Origin of the sequence: Streptomyces sp. NBC_01296, from assembly GCF_035984415.1 — a bacterium.
Classification (GTDB): domain Bacteria; phylum Actinomycetota; class Actinomycetes; order Streptomycetales; family Streptomycetaceae; genus Streptomyces.
In genome coordinates this window covers 2497424-2515372 of record NZ_CP130720.1, presented here as the reverse complement: position 1 = coordinate 2515372, position 17949 = coordinate 2497424, and the positions used below count along the sequence as shown (strand labels likewise).

General features: G+C 71.2%; 18 protein-coding genes. 11 read left to right on the top strand and 7 right to left on the bottom strand.

Annotation, left to right across the window (positions count from 1 at the left end; all coding sequences use genetic code 11):
* Positions 1-74: 74 nt before the first annotated feature.
* From rifK to OG299_RS11405, 4 genes are all read left to right on the top strand, one after another.
* A complete protein-coding gene (gene rifK / locus OG299_RS11420; RefSeq protein WP_327361432.1) occupies positions 75-1235 on the top strand; it encodes a 3-amino-5-hydroxybenzoate synthase in 1161 nt (386 codons plus the stop codon).
* Positions 1232-2314: a Gfo/Idh/MocA family protein gene (locus OG299_RS11415; protein WP_266633932.1), complete on the top strand. Its 1083-nt coding sequence runs from the start codon at positions 1232-1234 to the stop codon at positions 2312-2314. Before rifK ends, OG299_RS11415 begins: the two co-directional genes overlap by 4 nt.
* Before the next feature lie 76 nt (positions 2315-2390).
* Positions 2391-3077, top strand: a complete 687-nt coding sequence (locus OG299_RS11410) for an HAD-IA family hydrolase (RefSeq protein ID WP_327361431.1) — start codon at positions 2391-2393, stop codon at positions 3075-3077.
* 15 nt (positions 3078-3092) lie between these two features.
* Positions 3093-3992, top strand: a complete 900-nt coding sequence (locus OG299_RS11405; RefSeq protein ID WP_327361430.1) for an ROK family protein — start codon at positions 3093-3095, stop codon at positions 3990-3992.
* Between the two features lie 13 nt (positions 3993-4005).
* Here the strand turns inward: OG299_RS11405 and mhpA are convergent, their stop codons facing one another.
* Positions 4006-5646 carry a bifunctional 3-(3-hydroxy-phenyl)propionate/3-hydroxycinnamic acid hydroxylase MhpA gene (gene mhpA / locus OG299_RS11400; protein ID WP_327361429.1) on the bottom strand — a complete coding sequence of 547 codons (1641 nt, stop codon included), beginning with the start codon at positions 5644-5646 and terminating at the stop codon, positions 4006-4008.
* A gap of 231 nt (positions 5647-5877) precedes the next feature.
* Positions 5878-6075, bottom strand: a complete 198-nt coding sequence (locus OG299_RS11395) for a ferredoxin (protein ID WP_266633940.1) — start codon at positions 6073-6075, stop codon at positions 5878-5880.
* A 246-nt stretch (positions 6076-6321) separates the two neighbouring features.
* On the opposite strand from OG299_RS11395, the gene OG299_RS11390 reads away from it, so the two are divergent.
* The 4 genes from OG299_RS11390 to OG299_RS11375 all read left to right on the top strand — a co-directional run bounded on the left by OG299_RS11390 (position 6322) and on the right by OG299_RS11375 (position 8746).
* Positions 6322-7113, top strand: a complete 792-nt coding sequence (locus tag OG299_RS11390) for a thioesterase II family protein (RefSeq protein WP_327361428.1) — start codon at positions 6322-6324, stop codon at positions 7111-7113.
* A 6-nt stretch (positions 7114-7119) separates the two neighbouring features.
* A complete protein-coding gene (locus OG299_RS11385; RefSeq protein WP_327361427.1) occupies positions 7120-7428 on the top strand; it encodes a hypothetical protein in 309 nt (102 codons plus the stop codon).
* Positions 7425-7703 carry a cation:proton antiporter domain-containing protein gene (locus OG299_RS11380; RefSeq protein WP_327361426.1) on the top strand — a complete coding sequence of 93 codons (279 nt, stop codon included), beginning with the start codon at positions 7425-7427 and terminating at the stop codon, positions 7701-7703. The genes OG299_RS11385 and OG299_RS11380 overlap by 4 nt, the downstream gene beginning before the upstream one ends.
* A gap of 182 nt (positions 7704-7885) precedes the next feature.
* A complete protein-coding gene (locus OG299_RS11375; protein WP_327361425.1) occupies positions 7886-8746 on the top strand; it encodes a metallophosphoesterase family protein in 861 nt (286 codons plus the stop codon).
* A 29-nt stretch (positions 8747-8775) separates the two neighbouring features.
* Here OG299_RS11375 and OG299_RS11370 read toward each other — a convergent pair whose 3' ends face one another.
* Positions 8776-10092 (bottom strand): LuxR C-terminal-related transcriptional regulator, encoded by a 1317-nt coding sequence (locus OG299_RS11370; protein WP_327361424.1) that lies wholly within the window; start codon positions 10090-10092, stop codon positions 8776-8778.
* 420 nt (positions 10093-10512) lie between these two features.
* Here OG299_RS11370 and OG299_RS11365 point away from each other — a divergent pair, with 420 nt between their 5' ends.
* A complete protein-coding gene (locus OG299_RS11365; protein WP_327361423.1) occupies positions 10513-10959 on the top strand; it encodes a type II 3-dehydroquinate dehydratase in 447 nt (148 codons plus the stop codon).
* A 32-nt stretch (positions 10960-10991) separates the two neighbouring features.
* Here OG299_RS11365 and OG299_RS11360 read toward each other — a convergent pair whose 3' ends face one another.
* Complete coding sequence (locus OG299_RS11360; RefSeq protein WP_266633954.1) at positions 10992-11789, bottom strand: VOC family protein; 798 nt, start codon at positions 11787-11789, stop codon at positions 10992-10994.
* A 175-nt stretch (positions 11790-11964) separates the two neighbouring features.
* Between OG299_RS11360 and OG299_RS11355 the strand changes: the two genes are divergently transcribed.
* Complete coding sequence (locus tag OG299_RS11355) at positions 11965-12819, top strand: sulfurtransferase (protein WP_266633956.1); 855 nt, start codon at positions 11965-11967, stop codon at positions 12817-12819.
* Positions 12820-12898: 79 nt separating this feature from the next.
* Here the strand turns inward: OG299_RS11355 and sepH are convergent, their stop codons facing one another.
* Positions 12899-13915: a septation protein SepH gene (gene sepH, locus OG299_RS11350; protein ID WP_266633958.1), complete on the bottom strand. Its 1017-nt coding sequence runs from the start codon at positions 13913-13915 to the stop codon at positions 12899-12901.
* 537 nt (positions 13916-14452) lie between these two features.
* Between sepH and OG299_RS11345 the strand changes: the two genes are divergently transcribed.
* A complete protein-coding gene (locus OG299_RS11345; protein WP_327361422.1) occupies positions 14453-15283 on the top strand; it encodes a hypothetical protein in 831 nt (276 codons plus the stop codon).
* A 14-nt stretch (positions 15284-15297) separates the two neighbouring features.
* Here OG299_RS11345 and OG299_RS11340 read toward each other — a convergent pair whose 3' ends face one another.
* Both OG299_RS11340 and OG299_RS11335 read right to left on the bottom strand, forming a co-directional pair.
* Entirely contained in the window at positions 15298-16635 is a 1338-nt protein-coding gene (locus OG299_RS11340) for a D-arabinono-1,4-lactone oxidase (RefSeq protein WP_266633962.1), read from the bottom strand.
* A complete protein-coding gene (locus OG299_RS11335; protein ID WP_327361421.1) occupies positions 16577-17842 on the bottom strand; it encodes an MFS transporter in 1266 nt (421 codons plus the stop codon). Before OG299_RS11335 ends, OG299_RS11340 begins: the two co-directional genes overlap by 59 nt.
* Positions 17843-17949 lie beyond the last annotated feature (107 nt).

Genomic DNA, 17949 nt, shown 5'->3' with positions numbered 1-17949 from the left:
TCTTCCTCCGTAGCAGCACAGTGCCCCGCCCACTCCGCACCTCGCGTCGAGTCAGATCCATTCCTTGGAGAAACATGAACGTGCGACAGGCGCCGGAATTCCCCCAGTGGCCGCAGTATGACGAGAACGAGCGGGAAGGGCTCATCCGCGCGCTCGAGCAGGGCCAGTGGTGGCGGATGGGCGGAAGCGAAGTCGATTCCTTCGAGCAGGAGTTCGCCGAGCACCACGGCGCCGCCCACGCCCTCGCGGTCACGAACGGAACCCACGCACTCGAACTCGCCCTGCAGGTCATGGGCGTCGGCCCGGGCTCCGAAGTCATCGTCCCGGCCTTCACCTTCATCTCGTCCTCCCAGGCGGCGCAGCGGCTCGGCGCGGTCGCCGTCCCGGTGGACGTCGACGAGCACACGTACAACATCGACGTGGAGGCGGCTGCCGCCGCCGTGACCTCGCGGACCCGGGCGATCATGCCGGTGCACATGGCCGGATTCCTCGCGGACATGGACGCACTCGCCAAGCTCTCCGCCAATACGGGCGTCCCGCTGCTCCAGGACGCCGCGCACGCGCACGGCGCCCGCTGGCAGGGCAAGCGCGTCGGCGAGCTCGGCTCGGTCGCCGCGTTCAGCTTCCAGAACGGCAAGCTGATGACCGCCGGTGAGGGCGGCGCCGTGCTGTTCCCGGACACGGAGATGTACGAGACCGCGTTCCTGCGGCACAGCTGCGGACGGCCCCGCACCGACCGTCGGTACATGCACGCGATCGCCGGCTCCAACCTGCGGCTCAACGAGTTCTCCGCGTCGGTGCTTCGCGCACAGCTGCGCCGCCTGGACAGCCAGATAGCCACGCGTCACGAGCGCTGGGCCCTGCTGTCCCAACTGCTCGAGTCGATCGACGGTGTGGTCCCGCAGCGCGCCGACGAGCGCACCGACGTCCCCTCGCACTACATGGCGATGTTCCGGGTGCCCGGCATCGGCGAGGAGAACCGCAACGCTCTCGTCGACCGGCTCGTGGAGGCCGGCCTGCCGGCGTTCGCCGGTTTCCGCGCGATCTACCGCACCGACGCCTTCTGGGAGATCGGCGCACCCGACGCCACCCCGGACGAGCTCGCCGAGCGCTGCCCCAACTCCGAGGCCATCAGCCAGGACTGCATCTGGCTGCACCACCGCACGCTGCTCGCCTCCGAAGAGGACATGCACCTGACGGCTGCGATCATCGCCGACGCTGTGAGCGCCGTATGAGCGTCAGGGTGGCCATCGTCGGGCTCGGCTGGGCGGGCCGTGAGCTGTGGCTCCCCCTGCTGAGCGAGCACGAGGACTTCGAAGTCGTGGCCGTCGCCGACACCGAACCCGCGGCGCGCGAGGCGTTCGGCGTGGTGCCGGGCCTTCCCGTCCACGCGACGGTGGACGCGCTCACCGCCCGGTCGGTCGACCTCGCCGTCGTCGCCGTGCCCAACTTCCTGCATGCCGAGGTGGCCGCGGCACTGCTCGGCAAGGGCATCAACGTCTTCCTCGAGAAGCCGGTGTGCCTGACCTCCGCCGAGGCCGACATGCTGGCAGCCGCCGAACGCAGCGGCGGTGCCATGCTGCTGGCCGGCAGCGCAGCCCCCTACCGCAGCGACGTGGGAGCCCTGGCGAGCCTGGTGCCCGACCTGGGCCACATCCGGCACGTCGACCTGTCCTGGGTCCGGGCGCGCGGGATCCCCAAGGCCGGCGGCTGGTTCACCCAGCGCAGCAAGGCCGGCGGCGGTGTGCTGTTCGACCTCGGCTGGCACCTGCTCGACACGCTCGCCTCGCTGCTCGGCCCGGCCCCCTTCGCGGAGGTCGTCGGCGTGACGGCGAACGACTTCGTCAACGTCGGTTCCTGGAGCGCGGCATGGCGGCACGACCAGCCCGTCGCCGACACCGCCGGTGACGTCGAGGACACCGCCCGGGGCTTCTTCGTCCGCGACGACGGGGTCTCCGTCGCCCTGCACGCCAGCTGGGCGTCGCACGAGGCACGGGACGTGACCCAGATCCAGGTGGTGGGCAGCGAGGGAACCGCCGAGTTGCGGTGCACCTTCGGCTTCAGCCCCAACCGCCGGCCCGGGTCGGGTCTGACGCTGACCCGCGAAGGCACCACCACCTCGGTCCCGGTGCCGGACGAGCCGATCGGCAACGAGTACCGGCGCCAGCTGTGCCGGCTCGCCGGAGTCCTGCGGGACCCCGGCAACCGCGGCAAGGCCATCGGTGAGGCCCGTACGACGGTCCGCGTCATCGAGGACTTCTACGCGTCGGCCCGCTCCGTGCGCGCCCGCAATGACGTGCCCGCCTACCGGTAGACGGCGCGGAGACCAGTGGAACCACGGTTCCAAGAGAACGAGCAGACGTACGGGATGGCATGACGTGACAATTTCAATGGCAGGGACATCAGCGACGGCGACGCAGACGCGCCCGTCCGTCAGGCGCGCCGTGATCTTCGACCTGGACGGGGTCGTCGTCGACAGCTTCGCCGTGATGGAAGAGGCTTTCGCCATCGCGTACAAGGAGGTCGTCGGCGAGGGCCAGGCGCCGTTCGAGGAGTACCGGCGCCACCAGGGGCGCTACTTCCCGGACATCATGCGGATCATGGGCCTCCCGCTGGAGATGGAGGAGCCCTTCGTCCGCGAGAGCTACCGGCTCGCGCACCAGGTGCCGGTCTTCGAGGGCATCACCGAGCTGCTGCTGACCTTGCGGACGCGTGGGTACAAGCTCGCGGTGGCCACCGGCAAGAGCGGGCCGCGCGCGCGGTCCCTGCTCGAACAGCTCGGCCTGCTGCCCTTCTTCGACCACGTGATCGGCTCGGACGAGGTCGCCCACCCGAAGCCCGCCCCGGACATCGTGGTGCGCGCTCTCGAGCTGATGGGGCTGCCGGCCGAGGAGGCGATCATGATCGGTGACGCACCGACCGACATCGCCAGCGCCCACGGCGCCGGTGTGGCCTCCGCGGCCGCGCTGTGGGCCGAGGTGGACGACGAGGACGCACTGCTGGGCGCTCTGCCGGGCGCCGTCCTGCACCGCCCGGCCGAACTGCTGGAGCTGTGCCCGTCCGTGCCCCGCGGCTGAGGGTCGTCCAAGGGCATGGAGAAGGCACATCACCTCGGTGTCGACATCGGGGGCACCAAGGTCGCCTTCCGGGTGGAGGCCGGCGCGGAGTGCGTCGACGAGTCCGCCTTCCGGTGGGGCCCGCGGCACAGCGCCGACCGGGACCTCGCCCAACTCGCCCACCACGTGGAGCAACTGCGGGCGAGACTCGGAGTACCGCTCCGCGCGGTGGGCGTCGCGATGCCCGGCACGGTCGACCCGGCCGGCCGGGTCACCGCCTGGCCCAGCCGGCCGGAGTGGAACGGGCTCGACCTGGACGCGTCGCTGCGCGCGCTGTTCCCCGAAGCGGCCGTCGCCTGGGCGGACGACGGCGACCTCGGTGCGCTCGCGGAGGCCCGGGCGGCGGGCTGCGACGACCTGCTCTACCTCGGGGTGGGCACCGGCATCGGCGGCGGCCTCGTCCTGCAAGGGGCACTGTGCCCCGGGCTCGGCCGGGGCTCCTTCGAGATCGGACACGTGATCGTCGCGATGGGCGGTGCGCAGTGCGTCTGCGGCCGCCGGGGATGCCTCCAGGCGATCGCCTCCGGACCGGCCACCCTGGGCCGCGCGGCCCTTCTGCGGGGAGCGCCCGCCCCGTTCGAGGAACTGCGGCGGGCACTGCGCGAAGGGGCGCCGTGGGCGGTCACCGCGGTCGAGGAGACCTCCCGGGCCCTGGCCGCCGCGGTGGCCGGCGTCCAGGAACTGGTCCATCCCCGACTCGCCCTGATCGGCGGCGGCTTCACGGCCGGTCTCCCCGACCTCGTCGGGCTGGTGTCCGATCACCTCGGCGAGCTGGCCCGCCCGGGCAGCCCCGCGCTGCCGGTGGAGCCGGCAGCGCTGGGGGGCCTGTCCTCGTTGCGCGGCGCGGTGGCGCTCGCCCGCCTGACCGCGCCCTGACCGCGTACGACCGTCAGCCGGTTCGGTGCGGTGCACCGGCCGGCACCGCGGCGCCCAGCCGGTCCCGCAGGTCGTCGACCAGCGAGGCGGCGCCGGCCGGGCCGCTCGCGGCACCGAAGACGTGGTAGTCCGGACGGACGAGCAGCGAAGTCGCCCCGAACCGTGCCAGATACGGCCCGTAGACCTCGTCCGTGTCCACCACGTCGATCACATCGGCCGAGCCGTGCTCGCCGGACGCATGTCCGGGCGGCAGCAGCCGCACCACGTGGGCCCCCAGGCCGACGAGGAAGGACAGCCGCTCCGCGTCGAGCAGGGTGTGCGGATCGTCGGTGGTCAGCAGGACGAAACCACGGCCGACGACATCGTCGAACAGCCCGGCGGGACCCTGGCGCGCCACTCGTCCCTGCGGTACGACGGCGCCCGCGGGCGCCGTCGCCGCCTCCGCTCCGGACCGCCGGTGCAGCAGCCCGCCCGGGAGCGCTTTCGCCGGCTCCGGCCGCCCCGCCGGCTTGCCCCGCCGGTTGGCCAGCACCGTCGCATCCCGCTCGGCGGCCGCCGCCGGGTCCGTCACACAGATCACCCGGCCCAGCTGGACCGACGCCAGAATGGCCTCCTTGGCCTGCGCCCGGCGTTCCTCCGTGTAGCTGTCCAGTACGGACTCTTCCGCGATCCCGCGGAGCGTCAGGTCCAGCTTCCATGCCAGGTTGACGACGTCCCGGATGCCGGAGCACATGCCCTGCCCGGCGAAGGGCGGCATGAGATGGGCCGCGTCTCCGGCCAGCAGGACACGGCCCACGCGCCACTGGTCGGCCCAACGGGCCTGGAAGATGTACGTGGTGCTGCGCAGCAGGGTGGCCGTGTCGGGGGTGACGCCGAACGGCGCCAGCAGCCGCCAGGCCGTCTCGTCCCGGTTGAGCTCGGCGGTGCTCTCGCCGGGCAGGCGCATGAACTCCCAGCGCCGGCGCCCGGGGCCGCTGGCCACCACGGTCGTGGGCCTGGCCGGATCGCAGATCTGCACGTTGGTGGGGGTGAACTCGCGCGGCCGGTGCAGTTCGACGTCGCAGAGCAGCCACTCGTAGGAGAACCCGAGGTCCGTCACGGAGACGTCGAGGTGGTCGCGCACGAAGCTGTTGGCTCCGTCGCAGCCCACGACCCACCGTGCGGAGAGGACGCGTGTCGCGTCGTCGTCGGTGGCCGCCGTCACCTCCACCCGCTCCCCGCCGTCGGCGATCTTCACGACCTCGTGCCCGCGCAGCACCGTGATGCCGGCAAGCGCCGCCACCCGGGCGGCGATCAGCTCCTCCAGGGCCGGCTGGTGCATCGTGTTGGCATCGGGCCAGCCGTAGGGACCGGCCGTGGCGAACGCGATGTCCAGCAGCGCCGCGCCGGAAGGGGTCTGCCACTGGTAGCCGTTGGCCGGCTCGGTGACCCGGCCCAGATCCGGGCCGATCCCGGTGGCCGCCAGGAGGCGAGCGGTCTCCCCGTCGAAGCTGGTCGCCCGGGGAAGCCGGTACGGCCGGGCGCGGCGCTCGAGTACGGTCACCCGCCAGCCGCGCTGGGCGAGGAGCACCGAGAGCGTGGCGCCGATCGGCCCGTTGCCCACGATGACGACGTCGGTGTCCGTCGGATTCGAGTACGTATCGTGCGTTCGCATGGTTGGCATCGTGCCCCTACTCGCATGCTGTGGGCAGATCAGCGCGCACTTCGAAAAACGGCGTCAAGGAAGACTTCACAGGTCCGCGCTGTTTGAAGGGCTGAATTCCGCCACGCCGGAAAATTGTCAGAATGGTATTCCGGCTGTTCGATACGTGTCAAGGAGCGGAAAACCCTATCAGGTTGAGGGATGTTCAGGCGGCGATTTCTGTGCCGACCGGGCCCGCTCGGCTCATTCCACCAGCGAGATGGCCCGGCCCGGGCAGACGTAGGACGCCTCGCGGGCCTTCTGTTCCAGGAGTTCACTCCCGGGCTCTGCATTCAGCACGACGACGGTGCCGTCGTGCTCGTTCTGGTCGAACAACTCGGGCTCGGTGAACAGGCATTGACCTGCACCGATGCACTTGTCGACGTCCGCGATGATCCTCATGGCGATGGCCTCCTGCGCGTTCGGGAAACCACAGACTGACACATGCCCGGATGTCTTCGAGGGGGAGCGCAATATTTTTCGGATGCGCTATCAGATCGAGGGATGTCCGGCCGGTCGAGCCTGTCCTACCCTTCAGAGCGAAGACAAAAGTCTCGGGATCGGCACGGTTCCCACCGTCGATCGCTGGTCGACCCGCGGTGCGGCGACAGCGTGCCCAAGGGTGATTCCTGAAAGGAATTTATTGCCGTGCCTCAGCCAGCGGAGCAATTCGATAAATGGGTCCGCCGATCTCATGCGGCGCCGAACAGTGAAGTCCGCCTCGTATGCCTGCCGCACGCAGGCGGATCGGCGAGCTTCTACTTCCCCGTGTCCAAGGAGCTCGCGCCCGCGGTGGAGGTGCTGGCGATCCAGTACCCGGGGCGGCAGGACCGACGCCACGAGCCGAACATCCCCAGCATCCCCGACCTGGCGGATCAGATCTTCGCGGCCGTGCGCCATCTCGACGATCTGCCCATGGCGTTGTTCGGGCACAGCATGGGCGCCGTTCTCGCCTACGAGCTTGCGCTGCGCATGCAGGACGCGGGCCTGCCCTCGCCCGTGCGGTTCTTCGCGTCCGGTCGGCGGGCTCCCTCCCGTTACCGCGACGACGTGGTCCACCTGGGGTCGGACGCAGAGATGGTGGCCGAGCTGCGCAAGTTGAGCGGAACCGACTCGGCGATGCTGGCCGACCCGGAACTGCTGGAAATGATCATGCCGGCCATCCGCAGCGACTACCGCGCGGTCGAGACGTACCGGTACGAACCCGGCCGGATGCTGGACTGCCCGGTGACCGTGCTCACCGGAGACAACGACCCCCGGGTCTCGATCGACGAAGCGGCGTCCTGGGACGCGCACACCACCGGGCCGATGGAGCTCCGGGTATTCCCGGGAGGCCACTTCTTCCTCGCCGATCAGAGCAGAGACGTGATCGAGCTGCTGACGGAGAGGCTGGTCCGCCAGAGCGCCTTGACGCCCGGCAGGTCCCGGGCCGCGGGGTGATGTGAGATGAGCTCCGTGCCCGTCCCGACCATCGCCCACCACTGGCTGCTGCCGAAGCAGCCCTCCCAGATGCACCTCCTCGACGCGGTGGGTCAGCTGGGTGTCCTGCTGCTCGTCGGTGTCACGGGCATGGAGCTGAAGTTCGACCTCGTCAAACGGCGCGGGGCCACCGCGATGCGGGTCGGTCTCGCCGGGCTGATCCTGCCCCTGGTCCTGGGTGTCGGCACGGGCCTCCTGCTGCCCGCCTCGCTCCTGCCGGACGACACCGACCCGACGGTGTTCGCCCTGTTCCTCGGGGTGGCCGCGCGAAGATGAGCGGGCTGGGCCGGTGGGAGGCCCTCGCGCTCGGTGCCGGCATGAACTCCCGCGGGGTGATCGAGGTGATCGTGGCGATGGTCGGGCTGCGGCTCGGCATCCTCGGCCCCGAGACCTACACCATCATCATCCTCGTGGCGATCGTGACCTCGCTCATGGCGCCGCCCATCCTGCGCGCCGCCATGGCCAGGGTCGAGGAGAACGCCGAGACGGAATTGGGTATGGGCGCAGACAAGCCGCGCGACCTCGCGCCGCAACCGCCCGCCACCGTCTGAGGATTTGTCGTCGCCCTCGAACGGAGGGCCTGACTGGCGCTCGACGAGTGCCAGGAGGAGAGAAGCATGACTTCCAGTTCGCCGCTGCACGGGGCCTGCGCCCCCTCGCGGACAGCTGCGTGCGCGAAGCAGGCGGAGAGGTCTCTCCTGGCACCCGTCGCGTGCACCGAAGGGGAAGAGGGATGACCGGGAAGGCCGGCGGCAGGGGCAAGGGACAGTTGCTGGCCATCAGCGACCTCCACCTCAACTACGCCGAGAACCGTGCCCTGGTCGAGCGGATGAGACCCGGCTCGGAGGACGACTGGCTGCTGGTCGCCGGGGACGTGGCGGAGAACGTGGCCGACATCCGCTGGTGCCTGAAAACCCTCGCGAGCCGTTTCCGCAAGGTCGTCTGGGTCCCCGGCAACCACGAGCTGTGGACCCACCCGAGCGACACCCTCACCCTGCGCGGCGTCGCCCGGTACGAGCACCTGGTCGAGCTCTGCCGCGAACTGGGCGTCACCACGCCCGAGGACCCCTACCCGATCTGGGAGGGGCCGGACGGCCCCGTGGCCGTGGCGCCGCTGTTCCTGCTCTACGACTACTCCTTCCTGCCGGCCGGTTGCGCCACCAAGGAGGAGGGACTGGCCTACGCGCACAGCACCGGAGTCATCTGCAACGACGAGTACGTCCTGCACCCCGACCCCTACCCGAGCCGCGAGGCCTGGTGCCGGGCCCGGGTCGCCGAGACCGAGCGCAGGCTCGCCGAACTCCCCGACGGCCTGCCCACCGTCCTCGTCAACCACTACCCGCTCGACCGGCACCCGACGGACGTCCTGTGGTACCCGGAGTTCGCCATGTGGTGCGGCACCCGGCTGACCGCCGACTGGCACCGCAGGTTCAACGTGGCCGCCATGGTCTACGGCCATCTCCACATCCCGCGGACCACGTACCACGAGGGCGTCCGCTTCGAAGAGGTGTCCGTGGGATATCCCCGCGAGTGGCGCACGCGCCAGGATCCACCGGGAAGGCTGCGCCGAATACTGCCCGTGGAGGCCGGCTGACCGGGTGAGCGGTGATCACCGCCGGACGTTCAGCCAACCTGCGCGAGCTCGGGAGCCGCACTCGAAATACGGCTCCACGTCCGCGTCAGCTCCACACGGGAAGCCACGTTCATCTTGCGGAAGATCTTCTTCAGATGGAACGCCACGGTGTGACCGGAGATGAACAGGTGCTCGCCGACCTGGGAGTTGGTGAACCCCTGGCTCACCAACTCGGCCACCGCAGCCTCGGTGACGGTGAGGGAGCCCGCGCTCACACCGTCCTGGCCGGCGTACTGCGGATAGCGGCCGCGTCGCACACCGAGCGAGCGGAGCTTGCTCACGACCCTGCGGGCATCGCGCGGGGCCGCGGAACGCGCGTACCCCTCCACCGCCCGCTCGAGGATCTCGACGGCCCGATCCCGCTCCTGGTCCAGATCGGAGAGGAGGGTCCCGGCATCTTCGTAGGCGGACGCACCGGCCCACAGGTCCAGATGCGATTCGGCCGCAGCGATGACGCGTTCGGGATCCGCCTCCAGCAGCCCGTCGGCGTGCACCGCGGCCGCTTCGATCGACCGGAGCCCGCAGTTGCGCGCGGCGAGTCCGGAAGCCTCGGAGGCCACCCGCTCGGCGAGGGATTCGTCGCCCAGCTTCCTCGCGGTCCGGACGAGCCAGGCGGCGGCGGCCGGCTGCGAGGCCAGGAGCTCCAGGATGAGCTGGTCGTCCGTGATGATGCCCGCGATGAGATGGGCGGCACTCTTCGCGCCACCCTGCACTTCCAGGAACTGGGCCGCGGCCCAGGCGCACTGACTGGGCCGGTCGACCGTCCGGCCGAGAAGGGCGTCCTGCCGCAGCTGATCGACGAAGTCCAGGCTCACGCTCATGTTGCCCTGCCGGAGAGCGCTCAGCGCCAGCATGGTGTGCGCGTCCGGAAGCAGGGAGTTGAGGTCGGCCTGCTGAGCCCTGCGGACGCCCCTGCCCGCCAGATCGGCGGCCGAGTCGACATCTCCCCGGGTGAACGCGAGTTCCGCCGAACAGATCAGCGCAGCCGCCAGCAGTCCGCCGGTTTCCGCAGCGCGGGCCGTCAGCTCCTCCACGCGGGCGAGCACACGCGCCCCGGAGGCGAGCTCGCGGACCCGGACGAGCAGTACGGAATGCCAGACCATGGCCGGCCCCACGCAATTGTCCGCGCATTCGGGGTTGAACCGGGCGGCTGCGGCCGCCAATCGAATGGCCTCGACGAGTTCGCCGCGAGACCAGGCGGAAAACGAGAGTTCGGACAATCTGACCGTCTCGCAGGAGTTGCCGTCGCAGGTGCGCATGACGGAAAATACCGGGGGCGTCTGCAGGCGAATCAGAGAGTCGAGCATCACATCTCCTGTCATCGGATCATCAGTCGCGCCGCTTCGTCCGGGTGGTGGCGATGGACGTGGCAGTCATGATTCAGCACCGGGCTCCCCAGGGCCGGAGTGCTCCAGCCGGGCTCGAGTGCAGATCAAGACAGCGGCCGGAACGGTGAAGTTCGGTTCGCACGGCCGCGCAGCCCCGCCGGACGGGGAGGCTGGGCCCACCACGGGATCTCGCGTCCGCGGCCCGCCGGATCGCCGTCGTACCGGGCGCGCGCGGCATCGAGCCGGTTCCCAGTGGTCCTCTTGCCGCGGTCCTCGACGAGGGCCGGCGCGGCGGGCCGACAGGGGACTATCAATTCTGATGATGGCGCACCGAGAAGGGCGCCGACATCATGGAGGTGTTCCGGAACCGTCCGGTGGAATGAATAGCGAGGTGTCCCCTTGAGTGTCGTTCTTCTCTTGAACGGTCCCAACCTGGGCATTCTGGGGCGACGCGAGCCGGAGATATACGGCACGGATACGCTCGCCGACATAGAAGAGGCGGTCGCCCGGGAAGTGAGCGTCAAGGGGTGGGAGGTCGTCTCCGTCCAGCACGATTCGGAAGGCGACCTCGTCGGCGCCGTTCACCGGCATTCCGACAGCACGGTCGGGGCGATCGTCAATCCGGGTGCCCTGATGATCGCCGGATGGAGTCTGCGTGACGCTCTGGCGAGCTACTCACCGCCGTGGGTCGAGGTGCACCTCAGCAACGTATGGGCCCGCGAACAGTTCCGGCACGAGTCGGTGATCGCCCCCCTGGCGAGCGGCGTCGTGGTCGGCCTGGGCGCTTTCGGCTATCGCCTGGCAGCCCAGGCGCTGATGCACCTGTCCGAGGGCCAGCCCTCGTAGCCATCACGCCGACGGCCGCCGAAGGCCGCCGGTCAGTGGCCGTTTCCGGGACGCGACTCCAGGAGGGTGAACACCGCGCCCTCCGGATCCGTGACCGTGGCCACCCTGCCGGTCAGCCCCTCGCGGGGCGGCTGGACGACGCGCCCGCCGAGCCTTTGGACCTGGGCCGCAGCCGTGTCGGCGTCCTCGACCTCGAAGTACGTCATCCAGTGCGGGCCCCGGTCGTGCGGGAGGGAGCGCCCGACCCCGTGCACGGCGGCGACCGGGCGCCCGTCCAGCAGCAGCGTCACGTAGTCGAAATCGGTGGAGGCCGTGCCGTGCGTCTCGGCCTCGTGGCCGAACACGTGCTCGTAGAACTTGCCGACGGTCGACGTGTCCTGCGTGACCAGCTCGCTCCAGACCGGCGTGCCGGGGACCCCGGGCTGCCGGGTCCCGATCTGCTCCTCGGCCTGCCAGAGGCCGAAGATCGCCCCCAGCGGATCGGAGCAGATCGCCAGGCGTCCCGCGGCGCCCGCGTCCAGCGGGCCCACCGCCACCGTGCCGCCGCAGGAGCGGATCGTCTCGGCCGTCGAGTCCGCGTCGTCGGTGGCGAAGTACGTCGTCCAGGCCACCGGGAGATGCCGGTCCGGCGGCATCTCCCCGATGCCGGCCACCTCCTGGCCGTCGAGCAGGGCGCGGACGTACGGGCCGAAGGGCTGGGGGCCGGGCTCGTACTCCCAGCCGAACAGGTCGGTGTAGAAGGCCTCGGTGGTCCCGAGGCCGTGCACCATCAGACTCGACCAGCACGGTGTGCCGGGCGGGCGCCGCGTTGCTTCCGGTGCCTCGGTCATGTCAGCCGTCTCCTCCGTCGTCGCTCATCCCGGACCAGATGCTTCCACTCCGGGGTGTCCGGCGCGCCCCGACCGGCCGGGTTTCGCCGGAGCGGGGAGAGATGACCGAATCGGTGCGGCCTGTCGATGTCGGGCTTGTTACACGGGCTGTGGAGCGGGGAGGAAGATGGGCCGCATGACTGCGAACTCTGCACCCTCCGTGATCGTTTCCGTCCCCGAACTGATGGCCGGGCCGGCCGGGTCCCGGCCGCCGGTGCTGCTGGACGTCCGCTGGCAGCTGGGCGGCCCGAACCTGCGGTCCGCGTACGAGGCCGGACACCTGCCGGGTGCGGTGTACGTGGACCTCGACCGCGAACTGGCAGGTCCGGCGGGGGCGGGCGGTCGGCACCCGCTGCCGCAGCCGGATGAGTTCGGGGCGGTGATGCGCAGGGCCGGGGTCTCGGCGGACGTGCCGGTGGTCGTGTACGACGGGGGTCAGGGGTGGGCCGCCGCCCGGGCGTGGTGGCTGTTGCGCTGGACGGGTCACACGGACGTGCGGGTACTGGACGGGGGACTGGCTGCGTGGACGGCGGCGGGCGGGCCGGTGACGGCGGACGCGGTGACCGTCGAGGAGGGCGATTTCAAGCCAAACCCGGGGGCGGTGGGGCTGCTGGACGCGGATGCCGCGGCGGCGCTCGCGCGCAGCGGGATCCTGCTGGACGCGCGGGCGGGGGAGCGGTACCGGGGCGAGGTCGAGCCGATCGACCCGGTCGGCGGGCACATTCCGGGGGCGGTGTCGGCGCCGACGACGGAAAACGTGGGGGCCGACGGGCGGTTCCTGGCGGCGGATGCGCTGCGGGCGAGGTTCGCCGGGCTGGGTGTCTCGGGCGAGGCGCCGGTCGGGGTGTACTGCGGCTCGGGCGTCTCGGGGGCGCACGAGGTGCTGGCGCTCGAGGTGGCGGGGATTGCGGCCGCCCTGTACGCGGGCAGCTGGTCGGAATGGTCCGCAGACCCGACCCGCCCGGTAGCCACGGGCCCGGACCCGCAGTAGCCCAGCGGGCGAATCCGGCCCCGCAGGCAGTCCGGCCCGGGCCCGCTCGCGCCGTGGCGGCGCGGCCGAGCCGGGGCTGCTACTCCTGTTTCTTGCGGCGGGTGCCGAAGACGATCTCGTCCCAGCTCGGGACCGCGGCGCGGCGGCCCGGGCGGACGCCGTCGGCTTCCGCCTGGCGGTCCGTGGTGCCCGTCAGGCGGTCGCGGTGGCCCGCCACCGTGCGCGGCATCAGGACGTCCGCGTACGCGGCACCTGCACCGGCGCTCGCCGAAGCCGCCGGGGGCTCCTCCGCCTCCGGCTCCTCCGCCGGGGGCTCGGTGCGTTCCGGGACCACCAGGTCGCCGCGGAAGCTCGGGACCGCTTCCAGCAGGCTCGTCAGCGTGTCCCGCTCCTCCTCCGGCTCCGGAGCCGGGGCGACCGGGCGCTCCAGCTGCCGGTCGAGCGCGCGGTCCAGCGGCCGGTCCCGCGGCAGCCGCGCGATCCTCGGCACGAACGGGAAGCTCGGCTCCGGCGTCGCCGGCAGGTCGTCGGCCTCGCCGATCAGGGAGCGGGCCTCGTCGTCCACGGCCACGACCAGTCGGCGCGGCGGGTCGTACGTCCAGCTGGCCGAGTGCGGTTCGCTCGCGACCCGGTAGACCAGCAGGACCTCCCAGGTGCCGTCGTCGCGGCGCCATGAGTCCCACTGGACGGACTCCTTCTCGGCGCCGCGCAGCGTGAGCCGCTCCTGCACGGCCTCGCCGAGCTGGGGTCCGGTGTTCTCGCCGGGACGGCGTACGGGCGTCTTGCGGGCCCGCTCCGCCATGAACGCGCGCTCGGCCAGCACCGGGCCCTCGAAGCGGCGTACGCGGTCGACGGGGATGCCGGCGAGTTGAGCGACCTCCTCAGCGGAGGCACCGGCCCGTATGCGGGCCTGGATGTCGCGGGGGCGGAGGTGGCTCTCCACCTCGATCTCGATCTGGTTCAGGCGCGCGCGGTCGTTGCGCACGGCAGCCCGCAGCCGCTCGTCGATCGGAAGCGTGTACTCCGTGCTGTCCGCAGCCTTGAGCACCAGTCGTGTGCCGTCATTTGAGACGGCCACGACACGCAGTTCGGGCATGGGGACCTCCCGGGTGGTGCCTGCCGACGTCACGTGCGTCGCTGCTTCCGCTAGTCGAGTGTGGCCTGCCCGGGTGCAGCCTGCCACAACCTTGCCGAGTTCAACCGGCGTGTCGGGCATGCGCCCTTGATCGCCGTTATGGCACGGTTACCTGTTGGGCACACACAGTGACCGAAAGGTTACTGTGTGCAGCAGGAATCCGTGCAATGCCGCGGGATCACCGGTCTCGAGTGCCGTTTCTCCATCAGTCGGCCCCCTCTCCCGGGTCCGGACATCCGTAAGGAAGGACAGCCCCAGGGCTCGCCACAGTACTCCATTCGGGCCACCTGGGTGGACCGCCGCGCCGCCGAACTTGTCGCGGGCGGCGGGAGTTGGGCTGCCCCGAATCGGGCCGGACCTGCGACCGTGGCTGTTTCCGGGTGTCTTGCTTCACAGAATCCCCATAAACGGAACCATCTGTTTCGCCCGGTGGTCAGTAACTGCTGAGAGCGGTGAAGCGCGAGAGGTCGCGAGAGGCAGCACATACAGGGGATGAGGATGGGTCAGAAGGCCGCGCCGGGAGCAGAACCGGGATCCGGGACGGACGGGACGGACGGGACGGGAGAGAAGAAGCTCGATCTGAGCGTGGCCCAGATCGCGGGCTCCTCCCTCGCCACCGTCGCGGCAGCCCTGCTCGCCTCGAAGCTCGGCGTCTACGGGACCATCCTCGGCGCCGGCGTGGTGAGCGTGGTCGCCACCGCCGGCGGCCCCGTCATCCAGCACCTCTTCAAGCGCACCGGCGACCAGCTGCGCGAGAGCGCCCGCCCCAGGGCCCGTCAGATCCCGCTGCCCCGCGAGGAGAAGGCGGCCGACGGCACCCTGCTGCTGCGCGCGGTCCCGCCCTCCGAGGAGTTCGGCGAGGCCACCGTGCACGGCACCCGCGTACGGGGCTGGAAGCGCACGGCGGTGGCCTCGGGCACGGCCTTCGCGATCGCGCTCGGCGGCCTCGGCGCGTACGAGGCGTTCTCCGGCACGGCGATCAGCCAGGGCGGCGGAACCATCTGGTCCGGCGGCACGCGCAAGGTGAACGACGAACGGCCCGCCGGCCCCGGGAAGGAACCCGGCGCCGGCGGGAAGGGCGGCGGAACCCCGGAGTCCGGGACCTCCCCGAGCCCTTCGGCCCCGCACGGCGGCCGGGGCCCGAGCACGAGCACCGACCCCGGGCCGTCCTCCCCGGACGCCCCGGACCCCTCGGGCTCCGCGGGGTCGGAGTCCGGGAGCCCGGCGCTGCGTCCGAGCCCGCCGGCGCCGAGCCCGAAGCCCACCCCGACCCCGACGCCCACACCCACGCCCGCCCCGAGCGGAAAGGGGCAGCAGGACTCCCCCTGAGCGCCGGGCGGGGGCTATTCGCCCAGCACCCGCCGCAGGTAGTCGTTCCCGAACAAACGCTCCGGGTCCAGCCGGTCCCGCAGCGCGGTGAACTCGCCGAAGCGCGGGTAGACCCGGGCGAAGTACTCCGCGTCCCGCGTGTGCACCTTGCCCCAGTGCGGCCGTCCGCCGTGCGCGGTGAAGATCCGCTCGGCGGCCGTGAAGTAGGCCTGGTACGGCGTGCCCTTGTACATGTGCACCGCGATGTACGCGGTCTCCCGCCCCGAGGCCGTCGACAGCGCGATGTCGTCCGCCGGGGCGGTCCGCACCTCCACCGGGAAGCTGATCCGCAGCCCGGAGCGGTCGACCGTCGTCTTGAGCTCCCGCAGCGCCTCGACGACCTGCTCGCGCGGGAGTGCGTACTCCATCTCCACGAAGCGCACCCGGCGCGGGCTGGTGAACACCTTGTACGGGATGTCCGTGTAGGTGCGCGCGGACAGGGCGCGGCTGGCGATCCGGGCGATGGACGGGATGGCCGCCGGGACCGCGCGGCCCAGCGAGTTCACGGCCTGGAAGACGCCGTTGGACAGCAGCTCGTCCTCGACCCAGGCGCTCACCGCTCCGGGCGGGGCGGCGGGGCCCTGGCTGCGGTTGTTGCGCTTGGTGTTGCAGTTGCCGGTGTGCGGGAACCAGTAGAACTCGAAGTGCTCGTTCTCCGCGAAGTGCTGATCGAACTCGGCGGTCACCCGGTCGAAGCCCATGGGCTCCTCACGGGCGGTCAGGAAGAAGATCGGCTCCACCGCGAAGGTGATCGCGGTGACGATGCCGAGGGCTCCGATGCCGATCCGGGCGGCCGCGAAGACCTCCGGATTCTCCTTCTCGGAGCAGGTGAGCACCCGCCCGTCCGCCGTGACCAGCTCCATGCCGCGGATCTGGGCGGCGATGGAGGCGGAGTCCCGGCCGGTGCCGTGGGTTCCGGTGCTGGTGGCGCCGGAGACCGTCTGCTCCATGATGTCGCCCATGTTGGTGAGCGACAGGCCCTCCCGGGCCAGGGCCTGGTTCAGGTCCTTGAGCACCGTGCCCGCGGCCACCGTCACGGTGCCGGCGGTCCGGTCGATCTCCCGGATCCCGGCCAGCGCCTGCGGGCGTACGAGCACCCCGTCGGTGGCGGCGGCCGCGGTGAACGAGTGGCCGGTGCCGACCGCCTTCACCTTCAGCCCGTCCTCGGCGGCCCGGCGGACCGCCTCCTGAAGCTCCCCGACCGAGGCCGGGGTCACCACCCGGGCGGGTGCCGCCGTGACGTTGCCCGCCCAGTTATGCCACGCGCCCGCTGTCGCCGGCCCGTTCTTCCCTGCTGCTGTCGCCGTCCCCATCGCTAGAGGGCTCCTCCCCTTGCGCCGGCCTCGTCAGCCGGCGGTAACCCGCGAACGCCACCGCCGCCGCGGCGGTCCCCGCCGAGATCGAGACGACGAACCCGCGCTGCGCCCCGGCCGCGTCGATGACCAGACCGGTCACGGAGGAGCCGACCGCGACACCGACGGCGAGGCCGGTGGTGATCCACGTCATGCCCTCGGTGAGCTTCGCGCGTGGTACGTGCGCCTCGATCAGGGCCATCGTGGTGATCATCGTGGGAGCGATGGCGAGGCCCGAGACGAAGAGCGCCACGGCCAGAAACGGAAGGTTCCCGGCCAGTAGGAGGGGGATCATACTCACGGCCATCGCACAGATGCCCAGTACCCACCTGCGTTCGGTCCGGCCCTTGAGATGGAGCAGGCCGAAGACGATGCCGGCCAGACAGGATCCGGCCGCCCAGATGGCCAGGATGAAACTGGCGGCGGACTTCTGGCCCTGCTCCTCGGCGAAGGCAAGGGTGGACACGTCGATGGATCCGAAGATCGCGCCGGTCGCCACGAACGTGGCCGTCAACACCTGCAGGCCGGGGGAGCGCAGGGCGGAGGTCCGGTCGCCGTCCTCGCTGTGCGGGTGCGGCGGCGGCTCGGTGGCGCGCTGCGCGGTGAGCAGCCAGACGCCGACCAGCAGGCAGCCGGCCGCGATCACCGGCCCGGCTTCGGGGAACCAGGTGGTGGACAGCCCGATGGCCAGGATCGGGCCGAAGATGAAGCAGACCTCGTCCACCACGGACTCGAAGGAGTACGCGGTGTGCAGTTCGCGCGGCGCGTCGTGGTAGAGCACGGTCCAGCGGGCGCGGACCATCGAGCCGACGCTCGGCACGCAGCCCGCGACGGCCGCGAAGACGAAGAGGGTCCAGTCGGGGAGTCCGTTCGCCGCGGCCAGCACCAGGGCGATGACGGAGGCGACGGAGATCAGGGTCGCGGGGCGCAGCACCCGCCGCTGCCCGTACTGGTCCACCAGCCGGGACACCTGCGGGCCGATGAATGCGGCGGCCAGGGCCAGGGTGCCGGTGAGGGCGCTGGCCATCGCGTAGCGCCCGGTGATCTCGGAGATCATCGTGAGGATGCCGACGCCCACCATGGAGATCGGCAGCCGGCCTATGAGGCCGGCGGCGCTGAAGGCCTTGGTGCCGGGCGCTGCGAAGATCGCGCGGTAGGGACTGGGCAAGGTCTCTCCGTAAGGGACGTCATTGGCCCATACAGGTTACGACCGCCGACAGGGCACCCGCACGGGGAAGATTCGAACATAAAAACTTAGGGTCACCTTACCTATTT